Source organism: Paenibacillus cineris (assembly GCF_018333335.1).
In the GTDB taxonomy this organism is placed as follows: Bacteria; Bacillota; Bacilli; order Paenibacillales; family Paenibacillaceae; genus Paenibacillus_AQ; species Paenibacillus_AQ favisporus.
Genome location: NZ_BORU01000001.1, coordinates 3151112 through 3165725, shown reverse-complemented (window position 1 = coordinate 3165725; position 14614 = coordinate 3151112). Strand labels below are relative to the sequence as shown.

General features: G+C 45.8%; 15 protein-coding genes. 9 read left to right on the top strand and 6 right to left on the bottom strand.

Going from position 1 to position 14614, the window contains the following annotated elements:
• Positions 1-13 precede the first annotated feature (13 nt).
• The 7 genes from KI379_RS14730 to KI379_RS14700 all read left to right on the top strand — a co-directional run bounded on the left by KI379_RS14730 (position 14) and on the right by KI379_RS14700 (position 6593).
• Positions 14-592 carry an MBL fold metallo-hydrolase gene (locus KI379_RS14730; RefSeq protein ID WP_212984020.1) on the top strand — a complete coding sequence of 193 codons (579 nt, stop codon included), beginning with the start codon at positions 14-16 and terminating at the stop codon, positions 590-592.
• Between the two features lie 305 nt (positions 593-897).
• Positions 898-1164 (top strand): CD3324 family protein, encoded by a 267-nt coding sequence (locus KI379_RS14725; RefSeq protein WP_076164741.1) that lies wholly within the window; start codon positions 898-900, stop codon positions 1162-1164.
• Between the two features lie 132 nt (positions 1165-1296).
• Positions 1297-2151 (top strand): GNAT family N-acetyltransferase, encoded by an 855-nt coding sequence (locus KI379_RS14720; RefSeq protein ID WP_212984019.1) that lies wholly within the window; start codon positions 1297-1299, stop codon positions 2149-2151.
• A gap of 169 nt (positions 2152-2320) precedes the next feature.
• A complete protein-coding gene (locus KI379_RS14715; protein WP_076164746.1) occupies positions 2321-2959 on the top strand; it encodes an HD domain-containing protein in 639 nt (212 codons plus the stop codon).
• Positions 2960-3130: 171 nt separating this feature from the next.
• Positions 3131-3682: a hypothetical protein gene (locus KI379_RS14710; protein WP_244879297.1), complete on the top strand. Its 552-nt coding sequence runs from the start codon at positions 3131-3133 to the stop codon at positions 3680-3682.
• Positions 3683-3751: 69 nt separating this feature from the next.
• Positions 3752-4288 (top strand): DinB family protein, encoded by a 537-nt coding sequence (locus tag KI379_RS14705; protein WP_212984018.1) that lies wholly within the window; start codon positions 3752-3754, stop codon positions 4286-4288.
• A 316-nt stretch (positions 4289-4604) separates the two neighbouring features.
• Positions 4605-6593: a Na+/H+ antiporter gene (locus KI379_RS14700; protein ID WP_212984017.1), complete on the top strand. Its 1989-nt coding sequence runs from the start codon at positions 4605-4607 to the stop codon at positions 6591-6593.
• A gap of 8 nt (positions 6594-6601) precedes the next feature.
• On the opposite strand, the gene KI379_RS14695 is transcribed toward KI379_RS14700, so the two are convergent.
• Together KI379_RS14695 and KI379_RS14690 are read right to left on the bottom strand one after the other, a co-directional pair.
• Positions 6602-7816: an MFS transporter gene (locus KI379_RS14695; protein ID WP_212984016.1), complete on the bottom strand. Its 1215-nt coding sequence runs from the start codon at positions 7814-7816 to the stop codon at positions 6602-6604.
• Positions 7817-8059: 243 nt separating this feature from the next.
• Entirely contained in the window at positions 8060-8905 is an 846-nt protein-coding gene (locus KI379_RS14690; RefSeq protein WP_089547607.1) for an SDR family oxidoreductase, read from the bottom strand.
• A gap of 94 nt (positions 8906-8999) precedes the next feature.
• On the opposite strand from KI379_RS14690, the gene KI379_RS14685 reads away from it, so the two are divergent.
• Positions 9000-9413, top strand: coding sequence for a MerR family transcriptional regulator (locus KI379_RS14685; RefSeq protein WP_076164757.1), 414 nt, complete (start codon positions 9000-9002; stop codon positions 9411-9413).
• A gap of 35 nt (positions 9414-9448) precedes the next feature.
• Here KI379_RS14685 and KI379_RS14680 read toward each other — a convergent pair whose 3' ends face one another.
• A complete protein-coding gene (locus KI379_RS14680; protein ID WP_212984015.1) occupies positions 9449-10360 on the bottom strand; it encodes a helix-turn-helix transcriptional regulator in 912 nt (303 codons plus the stop codon).
• A gap of 209 nt (positions 10361-10569) precedes the next feature.
• Positions 10570-11430 carry an SDR family oxidoreductase gene (locus tag KI379_RS14675; RefSeq protein WP_212984014.1) on the bottom strand — a complete coding sequence of 287 codons (861 nt, stop codon included), beginning with the start codon at positions 11428-11430 and terminating at the stop codon, positions 10570-10572.
• Between the two features lie 197 nt (positions 11431-11627).
• On the opposite strand from KI379_RS14675, the gene KI379_RS14670 reads away from it, so the two are divergent.
• On the top strand, positions 11628-12221 hold the full coding sequence (locus KI379_RS14670; RefSeq protein ID WP_212984013.1) for a TetR family transcriptional regulator: 594 nt from the start codon (positions 11628-11630) through the stop codon (positions 12219-12221).
• A gap of 94 nt (positions 12222-12315) precedes the next feature.
• On the opposite strand, the gene KI379_RS14665 is transcribed toward KI379_RS14670, so the two are convergent.
• Both KI379_RS14665 and KI379_RS14660 read right to left on the bottom strand, forming a co-directional pair.
• A complete protein-coding gene (locus tag KI379_RS14665; protein ID WP_212984012.1) occupies positions 12316-12711 on the bottom strand; it encodes a hypothetical protein in 396 nt (131 codons plus the stop codon).
• 371 nt (positions 12712-13082) lie between these two features.
• A complete protein-coding gene (locus KI379_RS14660; protein WP_212984011.1) occupies positions 13083-14555 on the bottom strand; it encodes an MFS transporter in 1473 nt (490 codons plus the stop codon).
• Positions 14556-14614 lie beyond the last annotated feature (59 nt).

Below are 14614 nucleotides of genomic sequence, written 5' to 3'. Positions count from 1 at the left end.
GGGGGAAGGCGAGATGAATGTAATAAATATTGGCTACGGTTCGACCAATTATTATGCGATCGGCTTCCAGGAAAAGTACCTTCTCATTGATGTGGGGTTACCCGGTACGTTGGGGAAGATGGCCAGCCAATTGCGAAAATATAACATCCCATGGAGTGACATTCACTATTTAATGGTTACGCATTTTCACACTGATCATTGCGGAATCGCACAAGAGATACAATCCATGGGTGTTGAGCTTATTATCAGCCGAACGCAGTCGGATTTTCTTGAAAGTGCAAACGAGACCATGAAAAAGTTCTCCAGTTTTAAAGAAATAAAGGTGGAAGCCCATAATATTATCAATGAACATGATCAGGCCGTCCTCACTAAAAAAATGGGCATTCCAGGATATATTCTTCATACACCCGGTCACTCGGATGATTCCATTAGTATTGTTATCGAGGGGCTGGGTATTTTTACAGGGGATTTACCCTATAACCACCATATGAGTATGGAAACGAATGAAAAGGTTGATCAAAGCTGGTCACGGTTAAGAAATACAAACGAACACAAGGTATTCCCTGGGCATGGCCAGCCCCTCATGCTTTGAAATATGACAGTTAGGCGCAGTTCCAGACATTTACATGAAGTGGAGAAATCGGTAAAATAAACATATTATCGATTGTAATCTTTGGTACTGATTAGACACCGATCATATTTTTGAAAGTGAGGTCTCGAATGATGAGAAAATCTACGATTAGCTCCATGCAAAGTCTTGTACTATAAACAACGGCGGTTGTTTGTATGGAGCTCAGAATTCATTTTTACCGCCTGAATATCAGCGTTCATGATAATTGTTTATAGGATAGGCTTTGCAACCTTAAATTTTAATAAATTTTAAGGAGCAGAGCTATCATGAAATATGTAAACGCAGATATCGTTTTTCCGGAAGAGCTTTTAAAGGAAATACAGAAATATATCCACGGAAGCATGGTTTACATCCCAACTCCTGAAGGACAACGGAAGAAATGGGGCGAAAATTCAGGAAGCCGAAAACATTTGAGCCTCAGAAACGAAACGATACGTCAGCAATATATCGATGGTGCAACGATCGATGAACTTTCTGATCAATTCTGCCTTTCCATCGACAGTATTAAAAAAATCATTTATTCCAAAATATAGGCCGTAGAAATCACATCATATGTTATGATGTGATTTTTTGTGTAACAAATGATTCTGAAAGATCTTTTATATATTTCTAAACGGGATCCTTTGCTACGATTGAAGAAACACCATTCAGAGAGGGGCATTTGGATGTCATTACAAGTTCGTCCATATCGTTCTGAATTTGAGGAAACGGTAAAAAACTTAAGTCACAAGGCATGGATCCTTTTTAAATATAATCAAGATTATGATCATCAGAGGATGAGCTGCGTATTTAACGAGGACGGGAATTTAATATGTGTGGGATATTTACGACACGGAATTGCGGATAATCATGATGTATTCGAAGTCGAAATGCCCACGAATGAATTAGCTTTAAACCGCATGGATGAAGTGAGGGCAGCTCTTTTCCCTACTTTTATGGAAACTTGTCAAAAGCTGCGTAATCCTAACAAGAAAACGAAGCTGGTTGCGTGGAAGGACTTTTATGGTGACAGAGCGTTTTACGAAGAGAAGGGTTTTAGCCCTTTTCAAACCTATTACATAGCACGGCGTTCCCTTGAAGAATCCATACCTGAAGTCAGAACGCCTGTTGGAGTGAATGTCCAATACCACCCAATGGAATCCAGAGAAGAAAGAATCCAATATACCGAGCTGGAAAATCAATTTTATCAAGGTGTAGTATACCGGAGTGTAAATATGTTGGAATGGATGATGGGTGGTCCGGAGTTACATACCATTTCTGCATTTGAAGGTGATGAGCTGGTTGGCAGCGTAATGTGTTGGCAAACCGGGGCAGTCGAGAGGTTATTCGTCATTCCACGTTGGCGTAATAAAGGGCTGGGTAGGCTTCTCATCACGAAGGGATTTGAGTATCACCTGAAGAACGGCCGAAACGAAGTGGAGACGCTGGTTCATGAACAGAATAAGGAAGCTATGTCGTTGTTAGAGTCAATGGGGTATACCTTTCCTGTAAAATTAGTACTTATGTCAATGGATATTTAGAAAAAGAATCTGCAGCGCCCCCGGGAATATTCGAATGTCTTAAGGGGATACTGGAAATAGGTAGGAGATCATTCATTTGGTCGATAATGATCATTGAAACACCCGCATTGATCTCCATTCCATGAAACCCTAGTATAAGCTTAACGACATAAATAGGGGGCGCTTAGCGATGTCCATGTCAATCGCAGATATCCAAATACCTGATAGCAAACTGGCCAAGGAAGCGGCCGAATTACTCCGGGAACATGGCGATGATTTGCTGTGGAACCATTCAAACCGGGTATTTCTTTTCGCAGCATTCAAAGGCAACCTGAATCAATTGAAGTATGATCCGGAATTGCTCTATATCAGTTCTCTTTTCCACGATTTAGGCCTTACGCCTGCATTCCGCAGTCCTGATAAGCGCTTTGAAGTCGACGGCGCGAATGCCGCTCGAGATTTCCTGCAAAGCCGTGGCGTGCCGGAAGAATCCATCCGATTGGTGTGGGATGCCGTCGCCCTGCATACTACGATCGGAATCGTCGAATATAAAGAAACCGAAGCGGCCCTGATGAATTTTGGCGTCGGTTACGACGTCGTGGGGAAAAACTTCGAACTGATCTCGGAAGAAATTCGCCGGCAAATCGTTGATGCGTTCCCGCGAAACCGGTTTAAGCACAACATTCTGCGCGCCTTCTTTGAAGGCTTTAAGCATAAACCGGAAACGACCTACGGCACGATTAACGCCGATATATGCGAGCTGTTTCTGCCGGGCTATAAACGGCCTAATTTTTGCCATCACGTGCTTCATTCCAGATGGGATGAATAACAACGCACGTTCAATCAGCCTAAGTCATGGACCTGGACAAGAGCATACACAATTCATAGCCGCGTAACTGCGGCTTTTTGTGTTTTAAGAAGAATGTATGCTGAAGTATGATGAAACAAATTGGAAATTTTTAACGTCTAAGCAGTGACGCTAGGATAGGAGGGGCTGGACATGAAGAGGATAGCCATGCTGATCATTTTGGCTTTTTCGTATATGACTTTAGTTGGCTGTTCGAGCACATTAACAAGCGGTAAGGACGTAGTCGTTGAAAAACAATTAACGGGGGAACCAGAACAAGTACCAGAAAAGCAACCAGAGAGAAAATCAGATTTAAAGAAACCTCCTAAGGCTGACATTGTGATAGGGGAAAGGGTATATCCGACTAAACTCGGCACCTATTACTGGACCTCAACCAATCAAAGTATATGTGTGGATACCGCTGGACCGGTTGAACTTTTAAAAGATGTAGCTCCTGTTTCCGTACAGCCCGGTGAAGTCGTGAAGTTTGCAATGAATGTTGAGCCTAAGCCCAACAAATATCACGTCACGCAAATGACGGCGGAGGGAAGTTCAATAGACGTTGCGGTGAAAGAGAATAGTTTTCATGCCCCCGCACAAAAAGGGACTTATTATTACGCTTACGGCGTATGGTGGATGGACGAGCTTATCGAAAATCAATCGAATGGTGATGCTTTTTATTGTTTTGTCTTACAAGTCATTTAAAGAATCAGGAGACGATCGTAATCTGTATTAAGACTCCCAAATATGAATCATCGAGGAGAGAGAGAGCAAATGAATATGAAACAGATAGATATTTTTCGTATGCAATTTGACTTTGTTTGGGATACGGAGACCTGGTTTTTACCCTTAGAATCAGCTCTTGCGGGTTTAAATTCGACCGATGCAAGCTGGCAGCCCCCTGGAGGAGGGAATACCATTTGGCAAACGGTAAACCATTTAAATTATTACAACGCCCTGCTTGTCAGACAACTTCATGACACAACGCCTGGAACAGAGGCATCTGAACGCAAGCCTACATATGGAGATATCGGAGAACCCCCTGATTCTAAATGGGAGGCCGTTTTGGCAGAAGATACATTTGGAGGGCCTGGGGACCCGGCGGATTCTGACAAGTGGGCGGCAACCGTGGCAGAAACTCGCCTGATTTGTGAAGATTTGCGTCAATCGCTGGCACAAATGAACGAAAGTCAGCTGGATGAGGAGCGTGTTGGGAGGCTGGCGCGTCAAATGCTGCACAACGTATACCACATCGGACAAATCGTATTCATTCGCAAACAGCAAGGTTCTTGGCCAAAGGAACGGGAATAATTTGTATATTCGCTTAAGGGCGCTATAATGAAGTACCAAAGCCTAATTTCTCACCGAATGCCGAGAAATTAGGCTTTTTCACGCTTAATAGGCATATCTGGTTGAAGAACGAATGGAAAGTAGGGTGTATTAAAGAAGCTGTCGGTAATTCCGATGATAATACCTATGGGTACTATAGAATATTGCTCTGGGCTTAAGTGCAAAGCGATTCACATACAGTTCATAAATTTACTTTACAATAAGCTGAATCGTTTGTGAGGGCCCTGAATTTACGACAAGCTGATGAATACAGATCGATAATGGAGGTAAGAATCGTTTGGAATTGTTTGAGTTTATTTTGCTAATGCTGGCGGCGGTGTCTTTATCCAATTTAGTGAACCGGTTTATCCCCTCGGTCTCCGTGCCTATTATTCAAATCGTTCTGGGGATGTTGATCACTTGGCTGCCGTTTCACTTTGAACTGAAATTAAATCCAGAGCTGTTTCTGCTCCTGTTCATTGCCCCGCTGCTGTTCAATGATGGAAGGCATGCGGATAAGGAAGCGCTCTGGAAGCTGAAGAAACCAATCCTTTTGCTGGCACTGGGTCTGGTGTTCGTCACGGTAGCCGTGGTTGGTTATTTCCTGAACTGGCTCCTTCCGGTGATTCCGCTGGCGGCATCTTTTGCACTGGCGGCTGCATTAGCGCCTACCGATGCTGTGGCCGTGGGTGCACTGGAGCAGAAAGTAAAAATCCCTCATCAGACGATGCAAATTCTGGAGGGAGAATCCTTAATCAATGACGCATCGGGGCTCGTGTCATTTCAGTTTGCCGTAGCCGCGATGATCACCGGTGTGTTCTCTTTCAAAACGGCCAGCATCAGCTTTATTTCCATCTCACTTGGCGGTGTAGTGCTGGGCCTGCTGCTCACGCTTGTCAAATATGGGGTGGTGAAATGGCTGCGCAGATTGGGGATGGAGAATGTTACGCTCCATATGCTGATTGAGATTCTGACCCCTTTTGTGATTTTCATGACGGCCGAGGAATTAGGGGTTAACGGCATCTTGGCCGTCGTCGCCGCAGGAATCGCCCATTCTTTTGGCTACAAGAAAATGAATCCCGAGGTAGCCAAGCTGCGGGTTGTATCCAAAAGCACCTGGTCGGTCATTGTTTTTGTACTGAACGGGCTGGTTTTCCTGCTGCTTGGCACACAGCTTCCAGATATTATTCAGACGATTTGGAACAGCGCGGAAATCGGAAATCTGAAAGTAATCATGTACACCCTCTTATTGACCGCAGCTGTGCTTGGGCTGCGCTTCATCTGGGCGATTCTGATGGATATGGTCGAAGGGACCAAACCGCGCGGCCCTTGGCGGCTCAGAGTCAAGAAGGCGCTGATCCTCAGCCTATCCGGCGTCCGGGGAACGATCACACTGGCGAGTACGATGTCACTGCCATTATTTCTTCGTGATGGCACCGCGTTTCCGGCGAGGGATCTGATCATTTTCCTTGCGGCTGGAGTTATCGTGTGGACCCTCCTTGCGTCCAACTATCTGCTGCCGCTTTTATTGGGGAAAGAAACGCAAACGGAGCAGGAAGAGGAGGAGGTTCAGGCAAAAATTGAAATTCTGAGGAATGTGGTGAACGGATTAAACGAACTGACCACGGATCAGAACCGGCTGGCGATTGCCCAGATCATCAATACGTATACTTCCCGAATCAAATCGCTCAGAAAAGAGGAAAAGAACGATAAAGTGCAGAGGGCCTTGGGCCTGTCTATCCTGAAATGGGAAAGAGAGAACACACTGCACGCGGTTCAGAAGAAAGAATTGAATCCAGTCACAGCGTACCGTTACCTTAAAAGAATAAATCAGCTGTTATTCATGCACACAGGAGATGTCCGTTATAAAAAAGAGCTTTTCCCTGTGAAGCAATGGATTGAAGTGTTCGGAATGCTGCATCCGGCCCGCCTGAGTATCCGAGAGAGACGCGTCGAATTGGCCAAGCTCAGAATTCAAAATACGGCTTACGTCTTAAAGGAGCTGAACGCGCTGCTTGCAAAAGGGGAGACGGATATGGAGTCGGTCAGCTCGCTGATTTTGCAATATGAACGAACGCTGCTTCTTCTGACCCGAAACGAATCGGACATCTACAACCGGGAAGAGTTTGACATCCTGATGCAGGAGCTCGCACGGGTCGGGATTCAGCTGGAGAGAGACAACATCCAAACCATGTTCGAGACCGGACGGATATCCAGACAGGGCATGAAGGAAATGAAACGTGATATTCTCTTCATGGAGCATGACTTGAGAGAAGAGATGGGTTGAGAATCATCCTATTGATTTATGCTGCCTGTTAACGGGTTTGTAGACGTCGATGACGATTTTTTATTCAATTTTCTTACAGAGACTAGACTGCTTACAAGCAGCACAAATGCGCCAAAAAGATAAGGCAAGTCGATATGAATTTCATATAAGATCCCTGCGAGTAACGGTCCAAAGATCGTACCAAGGCTCGTATAGGCATTATTCATCCCTGCGACGAATCCTTGGTCCTCTCCAGCTTCTTTGGATAGGAGGGTGTTGATGGTAGGACGCAAAATATTATTGAATGAAAAAAATAGCATGGTGATGATCATGACATAATAGTAATTGCCTGAGAAAAGCAACGATGCGAGCGTGAAAGCGGATAGCAAAAGCATGGCGACGATAACCCGCTTTTCCCCGAACCGGCGGGTGATCCGATCGGTCAGGAGCACTTGGTTCAGCGTGCCGATCAAAGAGCACACGGTAAGTAAAATGGCGATTTGCTGCGTAGTGAAACCGTAACCCTGAACGACAAAAAGCGGAAAAATGGCTTCAAAATGCGTCAGACCAAACGTCATGGCGAAAACAATAAGCAGCAGGATAAAATAACGGGATTTTACGGAAAGACCAATTTGACGAAAGATATTGTCTTTCTTGTCCTGCACAGATTGGCGAAGCCGGCGGATCTCAGGCGACAGCGGCTCGGGGAGCATCCACATACTGCATATCATAGCCAGCAGACCAACGGATGCGGAAGCGAAGAAAGGCATTTTGATGCCCCATTCCGCAAGCAATCCTCCTACACCCGGCCCGATAATAAACCCTGAAGTCATCGATGCGCCTAACCAAGACATAGCCTTGCTGCGCTGGGCATCTTCTGTAATATCTGCAACGTAAGCAATAATCGCAGGGACCAGGGCGGCTGACCCGATTCCGCCGATCAGTCTCGACACGAATAATAAGGTTAAATCGCCTGCAAACGCCGCCAGTAGATTAGAAATGGCAAATAAAATCAACCCTGTAATGATCATCGGTTTACGACCGTACCTATCGGACAAATTTCCTGCGAAGGGTGAGAATAGAAACTGTGTCAAACCGAAGCAAGAGACGAGATAGCCGGCGGCTTGGCCGCTTGCTGAAAACATTTCGAGCAGTTCCGGAACGATCGGAATGACGAGGCCCATGCTAAGATTGGCGAGAAACATATTCAATAGAAGTAATGGAAATGCGGACCTTGGTAACATCAATGATCTCCTCTGTAGTCAATATATAACGATGGAAACAGGATAAACGGTTCCTTTCATTAATGTTAGCATGCATCAGTCCGCTTGAATAATATGAATAATATTTACGACAGGAATCATTTTTATATAGATGGCTATTCGTATCCGATGAACAAAAGAGGCATAACAAGCGAATAACGATACCCTTTACTGCAAATAAAAAGGGTGTCCCTAGCCAATTAAGGCTTGGGACACCCTCCTATTTTATGCAAAATAATGCCCTTCCTTGAGATCGGCGATGAGTCCGGGCTGCATCGGTTTCCAACCCAGAAGCTCCCGTGTTGCCTGACTCGCTTGCGCAGTGTTATACAAGCTTGTAATGTCGAGGGCGGCAATGGCACCGAGAAAACCGAAATGGGCGGCAGCTTCTTCAGATGTGATGCTGACCGCCGGCACGTTCAATTGCCGTCCGATGACCTCGGCGATCTCGCGGAGCGGAATGCCTTCATCGCCGGCGCCAAGCAGCCGTGAGCCCGCCGGGGCGGATTCCAGCGCCAGACGGTACAGAACTGCCGCGTCCAGGCGGTGAACCGCCGGCCAGCGGTTCGTTCCATCACCGATGTAGGCGGCGAAGCCCTTCGACCGGGCGATGCTGATCATCATCGGGACAAAGCCCTTATCGCCTTCGCCGTGTACGGACGGTGCAAGCGAGACGATCGATGCCCGGATACCCCGCTTCGCCATCGCGAGCACGGCTTGATCCACGGCATGGCCATTGGCGTGTGCTGTGGTAATGAACGGCTTCCCGGAGCCTTCGAGTGCCGCTCCCATGACTTCTACGGCCCGCAAATCCAGAGCCAGCGCACCTTCAAAGTCGGAAAAATCGTTGGTGAACGCCAGATGAATCACGCCGTCCGCAGCCGCGGCGGCGCTGCTGAGCGTATCGAGATCGTCCAGCGTGCCGTACAGCGGTTCGGCTCCCGCTGCCTTTAATCCCGCGGCTTTCTCTTCAGAGCGGCAAAGACCCGATACGGTATGTCCCGCACCGATCAGTTCTTTGACAACCGCGGAACCGACATAGCCTGTTGCTCCTGTAACAAAAACATGCATCTTGAAATCCTCCTTCATGAGTTGACTGCTTGATCATGTTAAGCATAAACTATGAAGTGAACTCTAGGGCAAGCGGTCCAAAGGAGAAAAGACGATGAAAATTCAGGAACTGGCGGATAAGATGGGATTAACGATTCATACGATCCGCTATTATGAAAAGGAAGGCTTGCTGGATGATCGGCATGTCCGCCGAGAAAGCAACAATTACCGCAACTATTCGGATGAGGCTGTCGAGCGGTTGAAGCTCATCAAGAAGTTCCAGTCCATCGGCTGTTCACTGGCTGAACTGAAGGAAGTGCTGCAGGACCACGACGCCAACACGCACACGAACCAGCAGATTATCGATTGGATTCGCGGCAAGAAAAAGGAGATCGAAGGCAAGAAGGAAGAATATGACCAAATGCTGGTCACTCTTAACTGGATGCTGGAGTATCGGACTCTACTCATGGACGATCCGCAAAAAGCACAAGAGATGCTAAAGGCTTGGCATGCCGGCTCATCCGATTGAGCTGCTGATGCGTTTCGTCTCCTTTTGGCGGCCATTTAGGAATATTGATTCACCATTTCAAGTAAATAATTTCGAAATTGTTCAGCATACGATGGGGGCTCCACGACTTTAAGGTTTGTGCCGAAGCTTGCTAAAAATTGAAATCCGATGTGGCTTTGAGGAACGTGGATGGTTGCCAAGAATAAGTCAGAACTATAATTTTCAATACTTTTACGGCCATACCTTTCAATGAATTGATCCTTTACGCTGGGCGAAATCAACGCTCTTACAGCGACCAGTTCCGGTTGGTAACTTGGCTCATATTCTTGATCTAAGGAATAATCTCTAGGGTTAAACGTTTTTTCATCCACTTGAAGATGGTCGATCCTGGATAATTTAAACGTTCTATACCTCATGCGATGCAGACAGAATCCTTTCAAATACCAACTCGTTTCGCTAAAATGAAGCTGATACGGCTCGACCATTCTGTCCGTGATCACGCCGTTTTTATCAATATACTCAAATGAAATCAACCGTCTTGCTAATATTGCTTCCTGACACTTCTTCAAGGTTTGACGGATTTCAGACCTGCCCTCCCAATCATAAAAAGACAGTTGAACTGAACTTTTCGGAGCCAACGGGCTAACCATGGCCTCTATTTTTTTTATAGTCACATCCACTTCTTCGCTGATTAGAATTTGTTCCAATCCACTGAGTGCCGTTAAAATATTCTCCAAATCGGAGCTGCTTAAAAGGCGTTTATCAACCTTGTATTCGTCCATAATACCGTAACCGCCATGAACCCCGCTGACGGAATAGATGGGGATGTTGGATACACTTAATGTTTCCATATCACGCAGAATCGTTCTTTTGGTAACGTTGAACAATTGTGCGAATTCTGTGGTTGAAACGACATCCTTTTTCAGCAGGATCATGATGATTGATATTAATCTCTCAACCTTTTCCATATGTACTCCTTCTTTTAGATCGTTGATTTATAAATGGTGACATCATGCTGTCACCCCTTCGTCATTATACTATATTTAGAACAAGAAGGAGGTTTTACTACATGTCGGCGATTGTCTATTATTGACAAAAAAATGGAGCAAAGGAAATTAAAAGATCAAGAACGGATCAGGCCATCCAAAGTGGACAGCCCTTATCCGAGGTTTATCATTTAAGCGTTAATTAAACTGTCTTTTAAAAAATCCGAAAAATTTACAGGGGATCTGCCAATCAGATGTTCCAATGCGGGATTGGTTTGCGAAAAATCTCCGAGTCGACTTGCCTGAAACATCCCCGTTAGCATGTCGACCATCGCTTTCGGCAGTCCCCGGGACACCAAGTGGATCCGATATTCATCATCCGACACGACAATTCGCCGAATGGGTCGGTCCAAAGCCTTGGAAGCTATCGATGCGATTCTACTCATGTCCAACGCTTCAGAAGCCGTAAGGGGAGGAGTGATACCGTCATATCTCTGCTCTGTCAGGATGACCGCTGCGGCTTCAGCCAGGTCGGAATGGGTGGTCCAGGCGACTGGACCATCTTCGGGAGCAATCAATTCGCCTGTTTCCAAGGCATCACCCATCCACATGATCGCTGATGCGGCATAAAATCCGTTTCGGAGCGACGTAAATGCCATTCCTGAAGATTGTAGCATCTCTTCTGTAGCAGCATGAACGTTCATGGGAGAAAAGTGTGATGTTGCCGATGAAAACATTTGGCTTGTATACAGCAGTCGACCAACTCCAGCCTTCTTTGCCGCGTCGATTGCGGTTTGATGCTGACGAACAGCAGCTTCTCCCAGGGAGTGGGACGAGATCATGAGAACTTGAGATGCTTCCTCAAAAGCGTAAAGAAGACTTTCGGAATCTTCGAAATTTCCTTGCCGAACACGGACTCCGCGTTCTTGTAGATCACGAACCTTGTCCACATCCCGGACACTGACACCAACATCCCCGGCAGGAAGACGCTTCAGAAGTTCCTCTACGACCTTACGGCCCAATTTTCCATTCGCTCCAGTAACGACAATCATTTCTAACTCATCCTTTCGTCTGCAAATCAGATTAAGCGTTTCTTGCCATACGATTTGCATGTGCAATCATAATCGTATAAGTTTAGTTAAAGGGAATGAGCCCGTGCGAACAACCTGCAAATCGCTGTTTTTGTCCTGTTCCCAACATAGTTGTCCTTTTGTCTGTTATTTGAGTTCAAGAGAAAGTGGGGGTACACATGTCTGTAAATCCCGAAGATCCGCGTGTTATAAGAACCCGTCAATTGTTCGTTCAGGCATTTAACGATTTGGTTGAGAAAAAGAGAAACCTCTATTCCATATCTGTGCAAGATATCACGAAACAAGCAGTTGTAAATCGAACAACATTTTATGCGCATTTTCAGGACAAATATGACTTTCTTGAATATTGGATGAAGGATAAATTCCAAATGGCAATAAGGGATAGACTCCCGGAAGAAACAAGATGCAATGCGAACAATTTGCGAACCCTTCTTCAAACCCTATTCGAGTTTCTTTTGCGGTTTCAACAATGTAGTACGCCGGGAGACAAACCGTTTGAAGCGATGCTTGAAAATGTCATACATCAGGATCTTCATCGACTCCTGCTTAAACGGGTCAATGAAATGGATATACAGGGCTTTTCGCCAGAAAAATTAGAAGCTGCAGCACTCGTTATCAGTTGGGGCATGTTCGGAACGGTTTTACTGTGGAGCCGGAACCCTCAAGATCACTCAGTGGAAACGATGTTTGAAGAGGTTGTTGAGGTTTTATCCGTCAATTTGGCTCCATTTTGGGAGCAAACAGCCAGTTGAAGAGAACCAAAAAGTCATAAACACATCATTGTGTTTATGACTTTTTAGCGCATAGGGGGGATTGAAATGATCCTATCGTCAAAATGGAGACGGCTTAGTAGAGAATATTTGGACTTTTATAGGAGGGGAAGAGTATCTTCCATTTGCCATTAAACTTTTTCAGCGTGAAAGTAATATCTCTGGGGTTTGGTTTATTTTGCTCGGTTAATGCAACTAAGGCAACGTAACTGTCTTTTCCTAAAACAAAGAACTTTTTAATGGAGTAGCTCACAATTTGGTTTGAAATCGCATTTCGTTTATAACTTTCGAATGGCTCAGCAAATCCATTTTCAAAAACAATACATTGATAAGCTTCTTCGATATGTAATTGTTTCAGACTTCTAAGGTAGAAATCTAGGGTCTTTTCTGGATCAGACTTATGAATATAATCAAAGAATATAAACGCTATTGCAATAACAATGATGACTCCCATGACTCTTTTCGTTGTCACAACCACCTCCGTTTCAGTGATATGCCCCATGTGATTATACATAATTTCTTGCATAACTTGTATAAAACTAGAGAAGAGATTGCTGAGAATGGAATACCACTTGAATTCGGCCACACGTTGGAGCAGCAATTGCAGGGTCAAATCGATGCCGGTTTTGTCATTACCGGGTTTTACGAAGATACCTTCGGAGGGGAAAAGCTTTTGGACCGCTATACAAACAGCTTTATTGCAACACGAGCCGTAAAACCTAAATAATAATGGGTGTTTCTATATGTTGTTATAGGGCTATCGTTGAGCTTTGTTTACGATTACAAGAACCGGATCACGTGGAGATCCGGTTCTTTTCTTTTTGTATTTCCTTGTATTTGCGATCATTCAAACTCTATCTTTTCCGAATTTTTAATCGGGCGAGTCCCTTGCCGTTTTCTTTGCGTGCCCAGTAAAAACAGTCCCAGCAGGATGGCGAGTGCAAGAAAGGCTGCGAACAACCGAAAACCAACATTCGTCGCATGAATAAAGGCATCCCTTGATGAACTCATGTCATGATTCTGGGCCCCCGACAACAAATGAGAAGCAACGTCGGACTTCGCCACCCATTGAATGATGACGAGAACAAGCGCTTGGCTGATCGCACGGCACATATTGTAAACGGTCCAGAACACTCCTGATGCAGGTCCGGCTTGATTTGGTGGAGCCGCTGACAGCACAGCTTTCGCAAGCGATGGCCAGGAGAGCCCGGTTGCTGCAGATATAATCATAAGCGGAATGATGACAGCTGCTCTCGACATCTCGGGGCCGAGCTGTCCGAGTAATAGGATGGAAAGACCGATTAGAAACGAACCGAGCAATATCATTCTTGCCGGGCCGAAACGGTCCGCAAGTTTGCCTCCTAATGGAGCCGTGAACAGTTGGGGTACGGATAAAGGGATCAACATGAGCCCTGCTTCCAAGGGACTGAGGTGTTGAGCACCTTGCAAATACAGTGTCAATAGAATGGAAACAGCAAAATAACCGATGCAATAGCTCGCCGTGATTCCAAGCCCAATTGTATAATCCCGATAGCCGAGGAGACCTAGATCAAACAAAGGGTGTCGGACTTTTTTCTCAATGAAAACGAATGCGGTCCAAAGGAGAATTCCAAGCGCGAGCAGCCCAAGTGTTATAATCGTTGCCCAACCCCAGGATTGCGCTTCGGACAAGACAATGAGAAGAGCGGTTAATCCTGTCCCATAGGTAAGTAAGCCTGGCCAGTCCGTCCTGGCTTTTTGCAATTCCGCAGATTCTCTTAAAATAAAAAATCCGGCGATCAAGCCCAAGATTCCGAGCGGAACGATAACGTAGAACATGGAGCGCCAGCCGAACCCGCCGATGAGTGCCCCTCCGACAACAGGGCCGAGAAGAGAACCGGTCACCCATGCGATGTTGTTGATGCCAAGGGCTCTTCCAAGTTCTTGGGGAGGAAAGGTCCGCATCAGAATCGGGGTGGATGCTGCCATCGCCATAGCGGCCCCTGCTCCTTGCAGCAGACGAGCGAGGATCAACATCGTACCGGAACCTGCCATACCACAAAGAGCGGTAGCTATAGTGAATAAAGCAAATCCCCATAGAAAAATCCGTTTCGTTCCAAACATGTCTGACCAACGGCCTGAAGGAAGCAAAAATACAGTACTTGTGATGTAGAACGAGGTAAGCGTCCACATTCCAAGTTCCAGCGAAATATGCAAATCCTCCATGAGTGGTGGGAGACCATTGACCACAATCGTCGCATCCAGATTCGTGATAAAGGACACTAGCGTGACGACAAACAATACGGACCATTTACCCGATTTCCCACGTGTGATCATAAAGGCACCTCCTCGTTGGAATTGTTCCTCCCATGGTCCAGCAGCCAGGATTTTTTTCG

Coding starts and splice junctions, on each gene's coding strand:
- KI379_RS14695 (WP_212984016.1), bottom strand. CDS start 7,816: ATGTTACCAAGGTCCGCATTTCCATTACTTCTATTGAATATGTTTCTC.
- KI379_RS14705 (WP_212984018.1), top strand. CDS start 3,752: ATGAATATGAAACAGATAGATATTTTTCGTATGCAATTTGACTTTGTT.
- KI379_RS14725 (WP_076164741.1), top strand. CDS start 898: ATGAAATATGTAAACGCAGATATCGTTTTTCCGGAAGAGCTTTTAAAG.
- KI379_RS14670 (WP_212984013.1), top strand. CDS start 11,628: ATGTCTGTAAATCCCGAAGATCCGCGTGTTATAAGAACCCGTCAATTG.
- KI379_RS14660 (WP_212984011.1), bottom strand. CDS start 14,555: ATGATCACACGTGGGAAATCGGGTAAATGGTCCGTATTGTTTGTCGTC.
- KI379_RS14715 (WP_076164746.1), top strand. CDS start 2,321: ATGTCCATGTCAATCGCAGATATCCAAATACCTGATAGCAAACTGGCC.
- KI379_RS14680 (WP_212984015.1), bottom strand. CDS start 10,360: ATGGAAAAGGTTGAGAGATTAATATCAATCATCATGATCCTGCTGAAA.
- KI379_RS14730 (WP_212984020.1), top strand. CDS start 14: ATGAATGTAATAAATATTGGCTACGGTTCGACCAATTATTATGCGATC.
- KI379_RS14710 (WP_244879297.1), top strand. CDS start 3,131: ATGAAGAGGATAGCCATGCTGATCATTTTGGCTTTTTCGTATATGACT.
- KI379_RS14720 (WP_212984019.1), top strand. CDS start 1,297: ATGTCATTACAAGTTCGTCCATATCGTTCTGAATTTGAGGAAACGGTA.
- KI379_RS14685 (WP_076164757.1), top strand. CDS start 9,000: ATGAAAATTCAGGAACTGGCGGATAAGATGGGATTAACGATTCATACG.
- KI379_RS14690 (WP_089547607.1), bottom strand. CDS start 8,905: ATGCATGTTTTTGTTACAGGAGCAACAGGCTATGTCGGTTCCGCGGTT.
- KI379_RS14675 (WP_212984014.1), bottom strand. CDS start 11,430: ATGATTGTCGTTACTGGAGCGAATGGAAAATTGGGCCGTAAGGTCGTA.